This is a genomic window from Flavobacterium tyrosinilyticum (genome assembly GCF_023656565.1).
GTDB classification, from domain to species: domain Bacteria; phylum Bacteroidota; class Bacteroidia; order Flavobacteriales; family Flavobacteriaceae; genus Flavobacterium; species Flavobacterium tyrosinilyticum.
Window position 1 is genome coordinate 1459965 of record NZ_JAMOKG010000002.1, and the last position, 16457, is coordinate 1476421.

The following is a 16457-nucleotide window of genomic DNA, read 5'->3' on the forward strand; positions in this document are numbered from 1 at the left end:
TTATGTGTTTAAAACCTATTGTTTTTTTCTACTTTTTATCAATTTGTTTCCTATCATAAAAAGACCAAGAACGACTAAAAAATGAATTAAATATGATTTAGGTTCATCGTTTCCATTTGTTACAGAAAAAACACGATTCCATCTTATTTTGTTTATACCAGAGGCATTTTTCTCCCAGCTAAACCAGATAAATACGGGTTTTCCAATTACGTGATCAAAAGGAACAAATCCCCAGAATCTTGCATCTAGAGAATTTTGGCGATTATCTCCCATCATCCAATAGTAATCTTGTTTAAAAGTATAAGTGTCGCTTGGTTTTCCGTTTATTACAATTTGGTTGCCTTTAACTTTTAAACTATTATGTTCATACTCTTTGATTATTCGTTTGTAAAAAGGCAACGTTTCTTTATTTAATTTTACGGTTTTTCCTTTCTTCGGAATATAAATCGGGCCATAATTATCGATATTCCAACCCAATGAACGGATATGAGGAAATACATTTCCGTCTTCGCCTTTGGGCGTCAATTGTTTTTTAACGCTTTTTACAACAGGATTGCTTGCCATTAGCTTAGCTTCATCATCTGTTAGAGTCAAAAAATAAGCTCCAGTATTGGTTAGTGCAAAATAGCCATTGTCGTATCTTAAACCTTCTCTTGCTCCGTAAGACTTAAGCTCATCCTGACTTATAGCCTGTCCTTTTGTATCAATTAGAAAATTATATTGAGGTTTTGCGCTTTTTGGCAATACTGATATTTTGCTATTAATATAAATATCTCCGTCACGAATTTCTAGAGTATCACCAGCTATTCCGACACATCGTTTAACTAAATTTGTTTTCTTGTCAATTGGTTTGTAATAGTTTCGATCTGGATTAAAATTATCCATATTTCGCAAAGTATCTGCGGGTTGATTAAAAACGACAATTTCATTACGTTTGATTTCTTCTAATGCTGGAAATCTAAAATAGGGCAACTGAAACTTATTCAATACTGAGTTTTCCTTTTTGGTAAAGTCATCATTAAATAAATAAGATTTCAAACCTAAAACAGGAATCGAATCATGAACCATAGGTAATGCAACCGAAGTCATCGGTGCTCGTGCGCCAAAATTAATTTTACTAACAAACAAAAAATCACCCGTATACAATGTTTTTTCTAGAGATGAAGACGGAATTGTAAAGGGCTGAATAATATAGGTATGAACCAATGTCGCAACAATAATAGCAAATACTAGAGATCCTATGGTGTCTTCCGTTTTGGATTTTGGGCGTAAATCTCTATTTTCGATATAGGATACATCTTTTGAATCGTAGTTTAAAAATGCAATATAGAAGCCAAATGTTATCAAAACCAATAGCGTATCCTTTGTGGAGTTTTTACCAAAGCTTCTAATAAATTCGATCCAAACAACAGGAATCATCAAAAGATTAATTATCGGAATGAAAAGTAATAACACCCACCAAAGAGGACGTTTTATAATTTTCATCATTACAACTAAATTGTAAAAAGGAATAAATGACTCTATCGGTTTTCTGCCAGCTTTTATGTAAAGTTTCCAAGTAGATAATCCATGGATAATTTGAACGATTAAGATAAAAATAAGCCATTGCGATAAATTCATGTTTTTGAGGGTTTAATTGGTTGTCTTTTTATACTAAAAATATATTGATTTAGTATAAGTAGTATTTTGCATAATTTGTTACAAATACTAAAACACAAACAATTAAAATTTAGATTTTAATTGCCTTTCTCAGTTAATTCGATAATCTTAGTGCAATGCCATTTACCCTAATATAGAATAAGTTTTTTATGTTAGTGTAATTTTATTTTTCTTAATAATTGCTCTTAGATTGTTTATTGCGTAACGCATTCTTCCCAACGCTGTATTTATGCTAATTTCTTTTTCTTCAGATATTTCTTTAAAACTCATATTACGATATAATCGCATTTCAACTATTTCTTTTTGATCGTCATTGAGTTCTTCTATGAGTTTTTTTAAATCAATTTGAATCTGGTTTGTAATTATTCTATTTTCAATATTTGGAGAATTATCAGATAAAATAGAAAAAATGGAAAATTCATCAGTATCTCTATGTATTGGCATTCGTTTTATTTTACGGAAATGATCCATAATCAAATTGTGAGAAATTCTCATAACCCAAGAAACGAATTTATCTTCTTCCTTGTAAGAGTTGCTTTTAAGTGTCTTAATTACTTTAACAAACGTATCTTGAAAAATATCATTTGCAATATCTGTATCCTTTATCTTAGAGTATATAAAACCATATATTCTAGATTTATGTCTATTAATTAATTTTGAGAGCGCTTCTTCGTTACCTGCTACGTACTTTTTTATCAATAAAGAATCAGGTATAGTCAATTCAGTCATAACATCAAATTTTTAATTTTTGGAGTTGCAAAATTAAAGATGAATTGAATCTATATTTTTGCCTATTAAGACTTTAAAGTATCAAAATAGGGTCTTTTTTTATATAATTCCAGTTTCCTCCAAAAAATATAATCTAACATTTGACAGAACTTAGTTTAAAGGGACAAAATCTTTTTTATAAAATAAGCGGTAAAGAAATTTTGTGCGGAAGTATAGAAATAAAATAAGCTGCTAAAAAGAAAAATCCTGTAAATCAAAAGACTTACAGGATTTTCGTTTCTTTGTGGGGAGAGCAGGATTCGAACCTGCGAAGTTCACACAGCAGATTTACAGTCTGCCCTCGTTGGCCGCTTGAGTATCTCCCCAAAATCTGATTGCTAATTACAATTTATTGCATTCAGGAAATTCAAAAAAAAATCCTTAATTTCTTAAGGATATTTTTGTGGGCGATGAGGGGTTCGAACCCCCGACCCCCTCGGTGTAAACGAGGTGCTCTGAACCAGCTGAGCTAATCGCCCTATTTTACTAGGTTGCTATCGTTTGTGATTGCGAGTGCAAATATACAGCTAGATTTTATATTTCCAAGCCTTTTTTTGAAAAAAGTAAAAAAAACATCAATAAAAATATCTAGAAAACTATTTTTCAGCGAATTAAAAAAGCAAAAAAATCTGCAATTTCTAAATTTAAGTTAAAAATTCAATGCTCGAAAGCTAATTCAGAATATTCTTTTTGTATTCATTTGCTATAGTCATACCTTTGCGTACCTTAATTGTATATTCAAATGGCAAGATTTCAAGAAAATGATTTACCTAAAGCTAAATTAAACTCTAACTCCCTTCAAAAAGCTCTCCGAATTTTTAAATACGCTAAAAACCACAAATGGAAATTTTTCCTAGGTTTGATTTTCTTATTTTTAACAAGCGCCACTGCCCTAGCCTTTCCTAAATTGATGGGAATGCTGGTTGATTGCGTTACGAATAAAGACCTTTCTAAAGCAAACGAAATTGCTCTTGGTTTAATGGTAATTCTCGGACTTCAGGCAATTTTCTCGTTTTTCAGAATTTCATTGTTTGTAAATTTTACCGAAAACTCTCTTTCTAATATTCGTTTTGCATTATATGAGAATCTGATAAAATTACCCATGTCGTTTTATTCTCAAAAACGTGTTGGAGAACTTAATAGTAGAATCAGTGCCGATATTTCGCAATTGCAAGATACTTTCAGCACCACTATTGCAGAGTTTCTGCGTCAGTTTATTTTAATTATTGGAGGTTTTGTAATCTTAGGAAGCATTAGTCCTAAATTAACCTTAATGATGCTGGCAATTGTGCCTATTGTAGCAGTTGCTGCTGTCATCTTTGGAAGATTTATTCGTAAATACGGAAAAAAGACACAAGATAAAGTTGCCGAAAGCCAGGTTATAGTTGAAGAAACGCTGCAAGGAATTAGCAATGTAAAGGCATTTGCTAACGAATGGTACGAAATTCAGCGTTATAAAAACAAGATTAGAGAAATTGTAAAAATCGCTATTAAAGGTGGTCAATACAGAGGTTATTTTGCTTCATTTATTATTCTTTGCCTTTTCGGATGTGTCGTAGCTGTTGTTTGGTACGGAATCACATTAACGATTAAAGGAGAAGTTGAAGGTGTTGGTGATTTAATCTCGTTTGTATTATATACTACATTTATTGGTGCTTCTTTTGGTGGAATTGCAGAAATGTACGCGCAAATTCAAAAAGCAGTTGGCGCAACAGAGCGTGTTTTTGAATTATTAGAAGAAACTCCAGAAGAAATCAATGCTAAGCCAAGACTTTCGGCAGTTGAAAAAATAAAAGGAAATGTAGCTTTCAATAACGTTGCTTTTAGTTATCCTTCAAGAAAGGAAGTTCAGGTTTTAAAAGATGTGAATTTCAATGCCGAATTCGGCCAGAAAATAGCAATCGTTGGACAAAGTGGAGCAGGAAAATCTACTATTTCTTCGCTTTTATTGCGTTTTTACGACATTACTTCGGGAGAAATTTTAGTTGATGGAAAAAATATTTACGATTATGATTTAGAAAATCTTCGCGGCAATATGAGTATCGTTCCTCAAGATGTTATTTTGTTTGGTGGAACAATTAGAGAAAATATCGCTTATGGAAATCCAAACGCTTCAGAAGAAGAAATTATAGCTGCCGCTAAACAAGCTAATGCTTTTAATTTTGTAGATGGCTTCCCTGAGAAATTTGAAACTTTGGTTGGAGAACGAGGAGTTAAACTTTCTGGAGGTCAGCGTCAGCGTATCGCAATTGCGAGAGCTTTGCTTAAAAATCCAAGCATTTTGATATTAGACGAAGCCACTTCTTCTTTAGATAGTGAAAGCGAAAAACTAGTTCAAGAAGCTTTAGAAGTTTTAATGGAAGGAAGAACAAGCATTATTATTGCGCACAGGCTTTCTACCATTAGAAATGCAGACAAAATCTTAGTTTTAGATAACGGAAGAATTTCTGAAGAAGGAACACATCAGGAATTAATAAACTTAGAAAACGGAATTTATAAGAATTTAAGCAACTTACAGTTTAGTAACTCTTAAAAAGGAAATTCCAATTTTATAAAATCCAAATTCCAAACAAAAAAGCTTCAATTTTCATTGAAGCTTTTTCTATATAACTGAATACTGTAAACTGAGAACTGAATAACTAGTAAACTTATTTCCCTTTTCTACGTTTACGTTCTGCTTTAATCATAGATAATTCGCGGCTAGTTTGACCCGCAACAGAAGTATTCTCTTCTGCACGACGAATCAAGTATGGCATAACATCTTTTACAGGTCCGAATGGTAAGTACTTAGCAACGTTATAGCCATTTTCTGCTAAGTTGTAGCTAATATTATCACTCATTCCGTATAATTGTCCGAACCAAATTCTAGAATCATTTTTGGCGATTCCTTTTTGAACCATCATTTCCATTAATTTATAAGAGCTCAATTCGTTGTGAGTTCCTGCAAAAATGGCCATTTTTTCAATATGCTCTAACATATATTGTACAGCATTATCGTAATTGATATCGGTAGCTTCTTTAGAAACGCAGATTGGAGAAACATAACCTTTTTCTTCGGCTCTTTTGTTTTCCTTTTCCATGTAAGCACCACGAACCAGTTTCATTCCTATATAAAAACCTTCGGATTTCGCAACCTCATGAAGTTTTTTCAAATAATCTAAACGATCCCAACGGTACATTTGCAAAGTATTAAATACAATCGCTTTTTCTTTATTGTATTTACGCATCATATCGGTTACCAAATCATCAGCAGCATCTTGCATCCAGCTTTCTTCACCATCAATTAACAACGCAACATCTTTTTTATGAGCTTCACCGCAAACTTTATCAAAACGAGCCACTACTCTATCCCATTCTGCTTGTTCTGCGGGATTAAGAGTTTGTTTTTCTCCTAGTTTTTCATACAATTCAAAACGACCTAAACCTGTTGGTTTAAAAACTGCAAACGGAATTGCTAAACGTTCTTTAGCAAAATCAATAGTTCTTAAAGTCATTTCTAATGCAGCATCGAATTGCTCCTCTTCTTCTTTTCCTTCAACAGAATAATCCAAAACAGACGAAACGCCTTTTGTAAACATTTTATCTACAACAGTAAGACAGTCGTTTTCGTTTACACCACCACAAAAGTGATCAAAAACAGTTGCACGAATTAATCCTTCAACTGGAAGATGTGCTTTGATTGCGAAATTAGTAACAGCAGTTCCAATACGAACTAAAGGCTCACTGTCTATCATTTTAAAAAGAAAATAAGCCCTGTCAAGTTCTGTATCACTTTTAAGTGAAAAAGCAACTTGAGTGTTATCGAATATTTTTTCCATTAAGTTTAGTTTTTGTGCAAAGATATAGAGTGTTTTGAATATTATTTAGTAAATGGTATCATATTTTTCAATTTTCTCAATACCTAAAATAAGATTTTTTTTAACTGAAATGTAACTAAAATAAAATCTAAATTAAAAAAGTAAGAATATACTTTGTTTTTTTGTTATTTTTGCAAAAAAAATACAGGTATGAATGCAAATGCAATTGATCGAATAATTAATGAAACAAAGAGAAAAGAAACAACATCAAATTTCACAGTTCTTGCAGTTATAATTTCACTGCTTGCAATTGATTTTTTCCCTTATTTTAAAAGTTTGGAAATCATAAATCCGCAATTTCTTTATTTATCAGTTATAAACCTTATTTTAGGCTTTTATTTTTACTTTAACTCAGATATAACATCTGCTACAGTTTTTCCCATATTAAAACGAAGCTATATTTTTAAACTTTATTTAGCTTTTATAGTTCTTTGCGGAATATCAATTTTTACAGCGAAGAACACTTCATTGGTCTATACAAAATTTACTGAAATTGTAATTGTTTTTTGTTTATTTATAAACCTTACAATTCTACTTAAGGATAAATTAGATCTACTTTATAAGATTATTTTAATTGTAGGAATTAGTAGTTTTTTTCAGGCTTGGGAGCAACTAGCCCACTTTATCGTAATACCAAGACATGCTTCAATAATTGATCTTTTAAATGCAATGAAAGGTAACACTGGGAATATAAATATCCTTGCGGCAAGTCTTACAATAAAGGTTCCATTTTTACTGCTTGGAATTACACATTATAAAGGATATAAAAAATGGTTTCTTCTCGCCGCATTATTTTCTGTAACCGCAGTAATTTTTCTAACTGGTGCAAGGACACCTTTAATCAATCTTTTTTTAATCTATTTTATTTATATCATTTATTTACTAAAAGATTCATTTAGCAGATTGAGTTTTGTAAAAATTATATATTTAATAATTCCTGTTTTAATAGCCATTCTATTTGCAAATTCAATTTTTGAAAAATCTAAAGATATAGGACGATATGTATCATTGGAAAATAGAGTTTCTCAGATTAATACAAAGGATGCTTCATCACAAGCTAGGTTAACTTTTTGGGGAAATGTCATAAAAATGGGTAAAAAAAGCCCTATTTTGGGAATTGGATTAGGTAATTATCAAGTTGAATCTATTCCTTATGAAAGAACTACTTCTAACGATTCTAACGTTTCGCTTCATGCCCACAATGATTTCTTAGAAATATTAGCAGAAACAGGAATTTTAAACGGTCTTATTTATTTTTCCCTATTTGTTTTGCTTTTCATAATTAATTTAAATAATGTCATAAAAACAAAGGATTCCACAATTAAGTTATTTGCACTTTTGACTTTAATGCTGGTTGTCGTATATGGTGTCGATTCCATTTTCAACTTCCCTATGTACAGGCCTACAATGGCAATATTTTTCGCCTTATTCCTTGCTTTCACTGTTTTGATTAATTGTAATAATACTAATTTAGGAAGAATTAAAACTGTTAAAATTATATCAGCAATTTTAATTTCAGTATCATTAGCAACAAGTTATTCGGCATATTTAATATATAAAGCTTCAAATTTGGAGTATTTAATTGCTACTGATAATATTAACATGAATGAAAAAGGGGTTCTTACTGGAGACGAAGTAATAAATCGAATGCCAAAGTATCCAAATACATTTAGTAGCTCTGAAGCATTTTATGAATACGCAGGAATCTATTATGTTCGTGAGAAAAATTACGAAAAAGCTTTTAAATGTTTCGCCAAAGCAAGTAAAATCAATCCTTATTCAGGAAGGATAGATTTTTATAAACAACTAATTTCTTCGCAGAAAGGAAATATAGATAGTGCTTACATTTATTCTAAAAGAGCTTTTTATTTAAGGCCAAGAAATTATGCTTTATTTAAGGCCGCAATGAACTTCGCAATATTAAAAAGAGATACTATTGAGATTATAAAACAGCATAACCTATATACTAAGTATAGAAATGAGCCTGATGCTTGGGCACTCTCTGCTCGTGGCTTACAAAATTCAGGTGCAAATTATAAAAGAGTGATCAATTTTATAGATCAAGGATTAAAAGTTCTACCAAATGACAGTACTCTTTTAAAACAAAAAAACAGTTCCTTAGTTACAAATTATATTGTTGAAGGTCAGGTTTTTGGAGAGCAAGGAAAAAGAGATAAAGAACTTGAATTATATCAAAAAGCTTTAAAAATCGATTCTCAAAATATATATGTACTGCAGAATATAGGTTTCTGTTATTATAATACAGGAAAAAATGATTTAGCTATTAAGTTTTTCAAAAAAACACTAGAATATCCTGGGTCAGATAATGGAAGGATAGAATATTATATCGGAATTTGTTACCTAAACCTAAATGATAAAGTAAATGCAGATAAGTATTTTCAATTATCAAAAAATAAAAATTACGTTTCAGCCAAACAATCTAACTCTATTGCGTTAAATGGTAATGAACAGGCTGTATTTGAAAAACGAAAGAATGATCTTTTGATAGCATATTACATTACAGAAGGGCAAAAATTTGAAGAACGAAAAAAAATGGATCAAGCTCTTTTATCATTTAAAAAAGCTCTAAAAATTGATTCAAAAAGTATATATGCAGCTCAGAATATTGGTTTCCACTATTTGAAAATAGGAGAATATAAGAAAGGAATAAGTTTTTTATTGGATGCATTAAAATATCCAGGCTTAAATGACGGAAAAACAGAATATTTTTTAGCAATTTGCTATCTAAATGAAAACGATAAATCCAACGCATGCAAATATTTTAATATAGCCAAAAATAAAAACTATGCTACGTCGCAACAAGCGATTAATGAAAACTGCATGAAATAAAATGTAAATACTAGCGATCTAAAATGTTTTATTAATTTAGAATGATTCGTTTTTAAACAAATTAGAATTAAAGTATGAATATTATTTGTTTTAAAATGCCTTATTTTGCGGTTTTAATTAACTAAAGAATTATGGAATCTATTCAAGCCAATAATTATCTCGTTCATTTTAACCAGAATGCTTACGAAGCTTTAAATAAACATTTGAGAGAGAATAAATATTCTAATATATTTATAATCGTAGATGATCAGACCAATGAACATTGTTTGCCTAAATTTATTCCTATATTAGAGACAGATTTAGCGATCGAAATTATTGAATTTGAAGCTGGAGAAGCAAATAAAAATATTGAGACTTGTATTGAAATCTGGAATATATTGACAGAACTTGGTGCAGATAGAAAATCGCTAGTTATTAATTTAGGAGGTGGTGTTGTTACAGATTTAGGAGGTTTTGTCGCTTCTACTTTTAAAAGAGGTGTAAATTTCATTAATATCCCTACTACATTATTATCTATGGTTGATGCTTCTGTTGGGGGAAAAACTGGTGTTGACTTAGGAAATCTTAAAAATCAGATTGGCGTTATCAACGTACCTCAAATGGTTTTAATTGACACACAATATTTGGAAACTCTACCGCAAAGTGAAATGCGTTCTGGTTTGGCAGAAATGCTAAAACACGGGTTAATATATGATGCGCCATACTGGAGACAATTTTCAGATTTAAAATCGATTGTTTTTGATGAATTAGATCAATTGATTTATCGTTCTGTTGAAATCAAGAATGAAATCGTTATTCAGGATCCAACTGAGAAAAACATCCGTAAAGCTTTAAACTTCGGACATACCTTAGGACATGCCATTGAAGGATATTTTCTAGAAAGTGAAGAAAAAACAACTTTACTACATGGAGAAGCCATAGCGGTTGGAATGATTTTGGAAAGTTATATTTCTCTTCAAAAAGGATTAATTTCTGCAGAAGAATATAGAGAGATTAAAGCAGTGATTAAAGACATTTATGACGATGTAATTTTTGAAGAAAAAGATATCGATCCGATCTTAGAATTGCTAATTCACGACAAAAAAAATGAATACGGTTTAATTCAATTTGCATTGATTGAAGGAATCGGAAAAATAAAAATTAACCAATCCGTTGAAAATAAATTGATTCTAGAAGCGTTTGAGGATTATAAATCTTAAACTTTTTTTAATCAAAAGCATTGCATTTGGTATATATTATTTTTTACATTTGCCCCATGAAAACAAAGAATCAGCAAAGGCACTTTAGCTCTTACAGAAACAGACTCAATAGTTCTTTATTAAGAATGTTGAACCGTTTCTATAATAGTAAAAGCCCGTTTTGTTTTGATGTTTTCCAATGTACTAAAGCTGAGCATGAAAAACTGCCAATTATATTTGCCAATATTAGAGTTTGAATTTAAGATTAAGCCCCAGAAAGCCTAACATTAAGTAAAATTACAATCTCTAAACATTGACAAATAAATGAATACAAAATATTCTGATCTAATAAATCAAACATACTACTTTCCACAAGAGGAATTCAAACTAAACAAAGACAACCTATTGTTTCACAACATCGATTTGATGAAATTGGTTGAACAATATGGAACACCATTAAAGTTTACTTATCTGCCTCAGATTTCTGAAAATATTAACAAAGCAAAAGCTTGGTTCAGAAAATCAATGGAAAAGAATAAATACGAAGCAAAATATTACTATTGTTATTGTACAAAAAGCTCTCATTTTGAATACATTATGAATGAAGCTTTCAAGAATAACATTCACATCGAGACTTCATCTGCATTTGACGTGAATATTGTGGAGAATTTATTAGAAAATGGAAAAATCAATAAAAGTACTTATGTAATTTGCAATGGTTTTAAAAGAGATGAATATATTGCTAACATTGCAAGATTAATCAACAACGGACATAAGAACACTATTCCGATTATTGATAATTATGAAGAGTTAGATTTGCTTCAGGCAGAAATTAAAGGAAAATTCAAAATCGGAATCCGTATTGCTGCCGAAGAAGAACCTAAATTTGAGTTTTATACTTCTAGATTAGGTATTGGTTACAAAAACATAGTTTCTTTCTATAAAAAACAAATACAGGAAAATGATAAATTAGAGCTAAAAATGCTTCACTTTTTCATTAATACTGGTATAAACGATACTTCATATTACTGGAATGAGCTTGTAAAATGTATTAAAGTATACATTGCTCTTAAAAAAGAGTGCCCTACTCTAGACGGTTTAAACATTGGTGGTGGTTTTCCAATTAAAAACTCACTTGCCTTTGAATATGATTATCAATATATGATTGATGAAATTATCAATCAGATTAAAATTGCTTGTGATGAAGCCGAAGTTGATGTTCCGAATATTTTTACGGAATTTGGATCGTTTACTGTAGGTGAAAGCGGTGGTGCAATCTATCAGATTTTGTATCAAAAACAACAAAATGATAGAGAAAAATGGAATATGATCGATTCATCTTTTATTACCACTTTACCAGATACTTGGGCTATAAACAAACGTTTTATTATGCTGGCAGTAAATCGCTGGAATGATACTTACGAACGGGTTCTGTTAGGAGGTCTGACTTGTGATAGTGACGATTATTACAATTCTGAGCAAAATATGAACGCCATTTATTTGCCTAAATACAACAAAGAGAAACCTTTGTATATTGGATTCTTTAATACTGGCGCTTATCAAGAAACAATTGGAGGATACGGAGGTCTGCACCACTGTTTGATTCCGCAGCCTAAACATATTTTAATTGATCGTGATGAAAATGGAATTCTGGCAACCGAAGTGTTCTCAGAACAACAAACTTCAGACGACGTTTTAAAGATTTTAGGATACAAAAAAAAGGTGTAAAAAAAAGGGCAGATTAAGTAATAATTTTTCTTAAAAAATTCTTAATTTGCATTAACATCCAAAAAGGTTAAAACTTTTTAATTCAAAAAAAAAAAACAAAAAAAATGAAAGGACCAATCAGTCAGTTTATTGAAAAACATTATTTGCATTTTAACTCTGCTTCATTAGTAGATGCTGCAAAAGCTTATGAGCAGCAATTAGCTGATGGTGCTAAAATGCTGGTAAGTATGGCTGGCGCAATGAGTACAGCAGAAATTGGTAAAATTTTTGCCGAAGTAATCAGACAAGACAAAGTGCATATTATTTCATGTACTGGAGCAAACTTAGAAGAAGACATCATGAATTTAGTAGCTCACTCTCACTACGAGAGAGTTCCTAACTATCGTGATCTAACACCAGAAGATGAGTGGGCTTTATTAGAAAGAGGATTAAACCGTGTTACAGACACTTGTATTCCTGAGCATGAAGCTTTCCGTCGTTTACAAAAACATATTTACAAAATTTGGAAAGACGCTGATGACAAAGGTGAGCGTTACTTCCCACATGAATTTATGTATAAAATGTTGTTGTCTGGCGTTTTAGAAGAATATTATGAAATTGATCTAAAAGATAGCTGGATGTATGCAGCTGCAGAGAAAAACTTACCGATTATCGTTCCAGGATGGGAAGATAGTACAATGGGGAACATCTTTGCTTCATACGTAATTAAAGGAGAATTAAAAGCGTCTACTATGAAATCTGGAATTGAATACATGACTTTCCTTGCGGATTGGTATTCTAAAAACAGTTCAAACGGAATTGGATTCTTCCAAATCGGTGGTGGTATCGCGGGTGACTTCCCTATCTGTGTAGTGCCAATGCTATACCAAGATATGGAAATGCACGATGTTCCATTTTGGAGTTATTTCTGCCAAATTTCAGATTCAACAACTAGTTATGGATCTTATTCTGGAGCAGTTCCAAATGAAAAAATCACTTGGGGTAAATTAGACATCAAAACCCCAAAATTTATTATTGAATCGGATGCTACAATCGTTGCGCCGTTAATTTTTGCATACTTATTAGATTTATAAGATAATTTATGAAAAGAGTTATAGTAGACTACGCCAAACTTACCAACGAAATTTTAAACCTTTTGGTTGAAAAATTTCCTGACGGTTATGATGATTCGGATGTTATCCGTTTTAGAAATGCTAAAAACGAATTGGTTGAAGCTGTAGAGGTTCGTACTGAAGATACAATTTACTTGGTAAAAATTAGTACTAAACTTGCTGACAGAATTGAAAACTACGATGAAGATGATGATTTAGATGTTGATGTAGATGCAATTGCGCCAGTTAAAGGTATTGATCTTGATGATGATATTAGCAATGACGATGACGAAGATGATGATAATCTTGACAAGCCAGATACTGACGGTGGTGACGATGATGACGATGATGATGACAAAGCAGATACTGATTATGAAGAAGAAGACGAAGACGATGAAGATTAATTCATTTTCTTTTTAATAAAAAAAAAGGAACTCTATTGGGAGTTCCTTTTTTTTATGACACACAAGAAATCAACAAAACCAATTTATATTTTTATTTTTATAGGATTATTTTTACATTTAAATCTTGAATAAAAAATATATGCCTATGACTTCAGAAATTCTACATACGACACTAAAAGAAAATTTTGGTTTCGAAAGATTCAGACCCAATCAAGAAACCATAATTAATACCATATTATCTGGACAAGATACCTTGGCAATTATGCCCACTGGAGGTGGAAAATCAATATGTTTTCAACTACCAGCTTTAATTCTACCAGGAATAACAGTTGTTATATCACCTTTGATTGCATTAATGAAAGATCAGGTTGATAGTTTAAAGACAAACGGAATTTCTGCTTGTTTTATTAATAGCAGCCAATCTTCTCAAGAGCAGCAATATTATATTGATAATTTAAAAACAAATCATTTTAAGTTAGTTTATATCGCCCCTGAAAGTCTTTCTTATTTGGATATGGCTTTCAATGAGTTGAACATTAGCTTAATAGCAATTGATGAAGCACATTGTATTTCGTCTTGGGGTCATGACTTTAGACCTGCTTATACTAATTTGGGTTATTTGAAAAGTCGTTTCCCTTCTACTCCAATTTTAGCCTTAACTGCGACTGCTGACAAAGCAACACGAACAGATATAACCAAGCAATTAAATCTTAAGAATCCAAAAACGTTTATCGCTTCTTTTGATAGAGCAAATTTGAGTCTGGAAGTTCGTCCTGCTTTGGATCGCGTTAAGCAAATCATTGATTTTATCGAAAACAAACCCAATGAATCTGGAATAATTTATTGCTTGAGTCGTAAAACTACAGAAGAACTTGCTGAAAAACTCAAAAAGAACGGAATTGAAGCTAAAGCATATCATGCAGGCTTAGATAATGAAACGCGTGCGAAAACTCAGGATCAATTTATTAATGACGATTGTCAAGTAGTTTGTGCTACTATTGCTTTCGGAATGGGAATTGACAAATCGAATGTTCGCTGGGTTATTCATTACAATCTTCCAAAAAATATAGAAGGCTATTACCAAGAAATTGGACGTGCTGGACGTGACGGTTTACCAGCTGAAACCGTTTTGTTTGAAAGCTACGCCGATGTAATTCAATTGCAGAAATTTGCATCTGAAGGATTGAACTCGGATATTCAGCTTGCAAAATTAGATCGCATGAAGCAATATGCCGATGCTGTAAGCTGTCGCAGAAAAATTCTGCTGTCTTATTTTGGCGAACTGGTAACTGAAAATTGCGGAAACTGCGATATTTGCAAAAATCCGCCAACTTTTTTCGATGGGACGATTCTAGCGCAAAAAGCCTTATCTGCAATTGTACGATTAAAAGAATCTGAACCTCTAGCTGTAATTGTCGATTTTTTGAGAGGCTCGAGAAACGCATATATCTACGAAAAAAATTATCAAGAGCTAAAAACGTACGGAATTGGCGCTGATGTTTCTTGGTATGATTGGAATCAATATCTTATTCAACTTATCAATTTAGGATATTGCGAAATTGCTTTTCATCAGCATAATAAAATTTTGCTTACTCCTTTTGCTAAGAAAGTTTTATTTGAAGGAGAAAAAGTGAAATTGACAACAGTTGTCAAAAAAGTAATTGACAAAAACGAAGCTAAGGAAGCAAAACCAAAAGCAGCTAAAAATTCTCTTTTTGAAATGCTTAGAAAACTACGCTACGAAATTGCTCAAGAAGAAGAAGTTCCTGCTTATGTTATTTTTAGCGATGCTTCATTGAGGCAAATGGAAGTTTTAAGACCAATGTCAGATGAAGACTTCTTGGCAGTTGAAGGTGTCGGTAAAGCCAAGCTAGAAAAATACGGCGCGGATTTTATAAATGCTATCATCGAATTTCAACGAAACAAATCGGTTGTCAAAAAGGAGAAAAAAGAGAATACTTATAAAAAAACGCTAGAATTATTTCAAAGCGGACTTTCTGTTAAGGAAATTGCTGAGCAACGAAATCTGGGCGAAACTACAATTATTTCTCATTTGGCTAAATTATACGTTGACGGAAATGATATAGATTTAAGTCAATTTGTTTCGGAAGAGGAAATTCTTCAAATTGAAAAAGCTCAGATTGAATTAGAAAGTCCTAATGCATTAAGACCTTACTTCGATTACTTTGAAGAAAAAATGTCTTATGACAAGATTAGATTTGGATTGGCGTTCCTGGAGAGAAAGCATCAAACAGAATAAAAAGGCTTCGACTTCGCTCAGCCCGACAGATCATTCATAAATTATATTGTCAGGCTGAGCGAAGTCGAAGCCCTATTTCTAAAAGCAAAAAAACTGTACTTAAAAAAGTACAGTTTTTTTTGTTATAAAGTATATTTTACAAATATCGTTCCTCAAAAACTTTCTGATGGTGTTTTTGATGTCCAATAATGACAAAACCTAAAGCACGAACAGAAATCGGATTATTAGATGCAGTACCAATTCTCTTCAACTGTTCTTCAGATAAACTTTTGTAAAACAATAAAGTCGAATGTCTTACCGCTGAAAATTCAGTAAGCAGATCTTGAATACTTCTGCTGTTTGAATTTGTATTATCTGCATAATCATTTTCTTCAAAGCTTGGTAAAGGCGTTTTGTCGTTTCTTGAAAAACGCAAAGCACGATAAGCAAAAATTCTCTCCGTATCTATTACGTGCTGAATAATATCTTTGATTGTCCACTTCCCTTCTGCGTAGCGATAATCAAATTTATCCATTGGAATATTTTGAACAAATCGAATGAACTCATGAAGAGAAATTTCCAATTCTTCAATTAAAATACCATCTCCAGCTGCTTTAATGTAAGTTCCAAAATGACCTGAATATTCATTTTCCAATAATTCTGATGCTCTCATTTTTTATTTT

Annotated in this window: 11 protein-coding genes and 2 tRNA genes; 7 read left to right on the top strand and 6 right to left on the bottom strand. The window is 31.7% G+C overall.

From position 1 onward, the window contains the following. Window positions 1-15 precede the first annotated feature (15 nt). The 4 genes from lepB to NCC77_RS14215 form a co-directional block, all read right to left on the bottom strand. On the bottom strand, window positions 16-1620 hold the full coding sequence (gene lepB / locus NCC77_RS14200; RefSeq protein WP_250836155.1) for a signal peptidase I: 1605 nt from the start codon (window positions 1618-1620) through the stop codon (window positions 16-18). A 186-nt stretch (window positions 1621-1806) separates the two neighbouring features. Beyond that, window positions 1807-2388: an RNA polymerase sigma factor gene (locus NCC77_RS14205; RefSeq protein ID WP_250836156.1), complete on the bottom strand. Its 582-nt coding sequence runs from the start codon at window positions 2386-2388 to the stop codon at window positions 1807-1809. Window positions 2389-2672: 284 nt separating this feature from the next. After that, window positions 2673-2753 (bottom strand) — tRNA-Tyr (locus NCC77_RS14210). 78 nt (window positions 2754-2831) lie between these two features. After that, a tRNA-Val gene (locus NCC77_RS14215) sits at window positions 2832-2906 on the bottom strand. Between the two features lie 263 nt (window positions 2907-3169). Here NCC77_RS14215 and NCC77_RS14220 point away from each other — a divergent pair. Next, on the top strand, window positions 3170-4960 hold the full coding sequence (locus NCC77_RS14220) for an ABC transporter ATP-binding protein (RefSeq protein WP_250836157.1): 1791 nt from the start codon (window positions 3170-3172) through the stop codon (window positions 4958-4960). A 115-nt stretch (window positions 4961-5075) separates the two neighbouring features. Here NCC77_RS14220 and NCC77_RS14225 read toward each other — a convergent pair whose 3' ends face one another. Then, the gene (locus NCC77_RS14225) at window positions 5076-6245 is read right to left on the bottom strand and encodes a proline dehydrogenase family protein (RefSeq protein ID WP_250836158.1); all 1170 of its coding nucleotides are present in this window, start codon (window positions 6243-6245) and stop codon (window positions 5076-5078) included. 189 nt (window positions 6246-6434) lie between these two features. On the opposite strand from NCC77_RS14225, the gene NCC77_RS14230 reads away from it, so the two are divergent. The 6 genes from NCC77_RS14230 (at window position 6435) to recQ (ending at window position 15795) form a co-directional block, all read left to right on the top strand. Next, entirely contained in the window at window positions 6435-9134 is a 2700-nt protein-coding gene (locus tag NCC77_RS14230; protein ID WP_250836159.1) for an O-antigen ligase family protein, read from the top strand. 131 nt (window positions 9135-9265) lie between these two features. Continuing rightward, complete coding sequence (gene aroB / locus NCC77_RS14235) at window positions 9266-10333, top strand: 3-dehydroquinate synthase (RefSeq protein ID WP_250836160.1); 1068 nt, start codon at window positions 9266-9268, stop codon at window positions 10331-10333. Window positions 10334-10636: 303 nt separating this feature from the next. Further along, entirely contained in the window at window positions 10637-12040 is a 1404-nt protein-coding gene (locus NCC77_RS14240; protein WP_095931203.1) for a type III PLP-dependent enzyme domain-containing protein, read from the top strand. A 104-nt stretch (window positions 12041-12144) separates the two neighbouring features. Next, window positions 12145-13113 carry a deoxyhypusine synthase family protein gene (locus NCC77_RS14245; protein ID WP_095931202.1) on the top strand — a complete coding sequence of 323 codons (969 nt, stop codon included), beginning with the start codon at window positions 12145-12147 and terminating at the stop codon, window positions 13111-13113. Between the two features lie 8 nt (window positions 13114-13121). Beyond that, window positions 13122-13535: a DNA primase gene (locus NCC77_RS14250; RefSeq protein ID WP_250836161.1), complete on the top strand. Its 414-nt coding sequence runs from the start codon at window positions 13122-13124 to the stop codon at window positions 13533-13535. A gap of 145 nt (window positions 13536-13680) precedes the next feature. Next, complete coding sequence (gene recQ / locus NCC77_RS14255; protein WP_250836162.1) at window positions 13681-15795, top strand: DNA helicase RecQ; 2115 nt, start codon at window positions 13681-13683, stop codon at window positions 15793-15795. A gap of 136 nt (window positions 15796-15931) precedes the next feature. On the opposite strand, the gene NCC77_RS14260 is transcribed toward recQ, so the two are convergent. Then, window positions 15932-16447 (bottom strand): DinB family protein, encoded by a 516-nt coding sequence (locus NCC77_RS14260; protein WP_250836163.1) that lies wholly within the window; start codon window positions 16445-16447, stop codon window positions 15932-15934. Window positions 16448-16457: the final 10 nt, after the last annotated feature.

Coding starts and splice junctions, on each gene's coding strand:
- lepB (WP_250836155.1), bottom strand. CDS start 1,620: ATGAATTTATCGCAATGGCTTATTTTTATCTTAATCGTTCAAATTATC.
- NCC77_RS14205 (WP_250836156.1), bottom strand. CDS start 2,388: ATGACTGAATTGACTATACCTGATTCTTTATTGATAAAAAAGTACGTA.
- NCC77_RS14220 (WP_250836157.1), top strand. CDS start 3,170: ATGGCAAGATTTCAAGAAAATGATTTACCTAAAGCTAAATTAAACTCT.
- NCC77_RS14225 (WP_250836158.1), bottom strand. CDS start 6,245: ATGGAAAAAATATTCGATAACACTCAAGTTGCTTTTTCACTTAAAAGT.
- NCC77_RS14230 (WP_250836159.1), top strand. CDS start 6,435: ATGAATGCAAATGCAATTGATCGAATAATTAATGAAACAAAGAGAAAA.
- aroB (WP_250836160.1), top strand. CDS start 9,266: ATGGAATCTATTCAAGCCAATAATTATCTCGTTCATTTTAACCAGAAT.
- NCC77_RS14240 (WP_095931203.1), top strand. CDS start 10,637: ATGAATACAAAATATTCTGATCTAATAAATCAAACATACTACTTTCCA.
- NCC77_RS14245 (WP_095931202.1), top strand. CDS start 12,145: ATGAAAGGACCAATCAGTCAGTTTATTGAAAAACATTATTTGCATTTT.
- NCC77_RS14250 (WP_250836161.1), top strand. CDS start 13,122: ATGAAAAGAGTTATAGTAGACTACGCCAAACTTACCAACGAAATTTTA.
- recQ (WP_250836162.1), top strand. CDS start 13,681: ATGACTTCAGAAATTCTACATACGACACTAAAAGAAAATTTTGGTTTC.
- NCC77_RS14260 (WP_250836163.1), bottom strand. CDS start 16,447: ATGAGAGCATCAGAATTATTGGAAAATGAATATTCAGGTCATTTTGGA.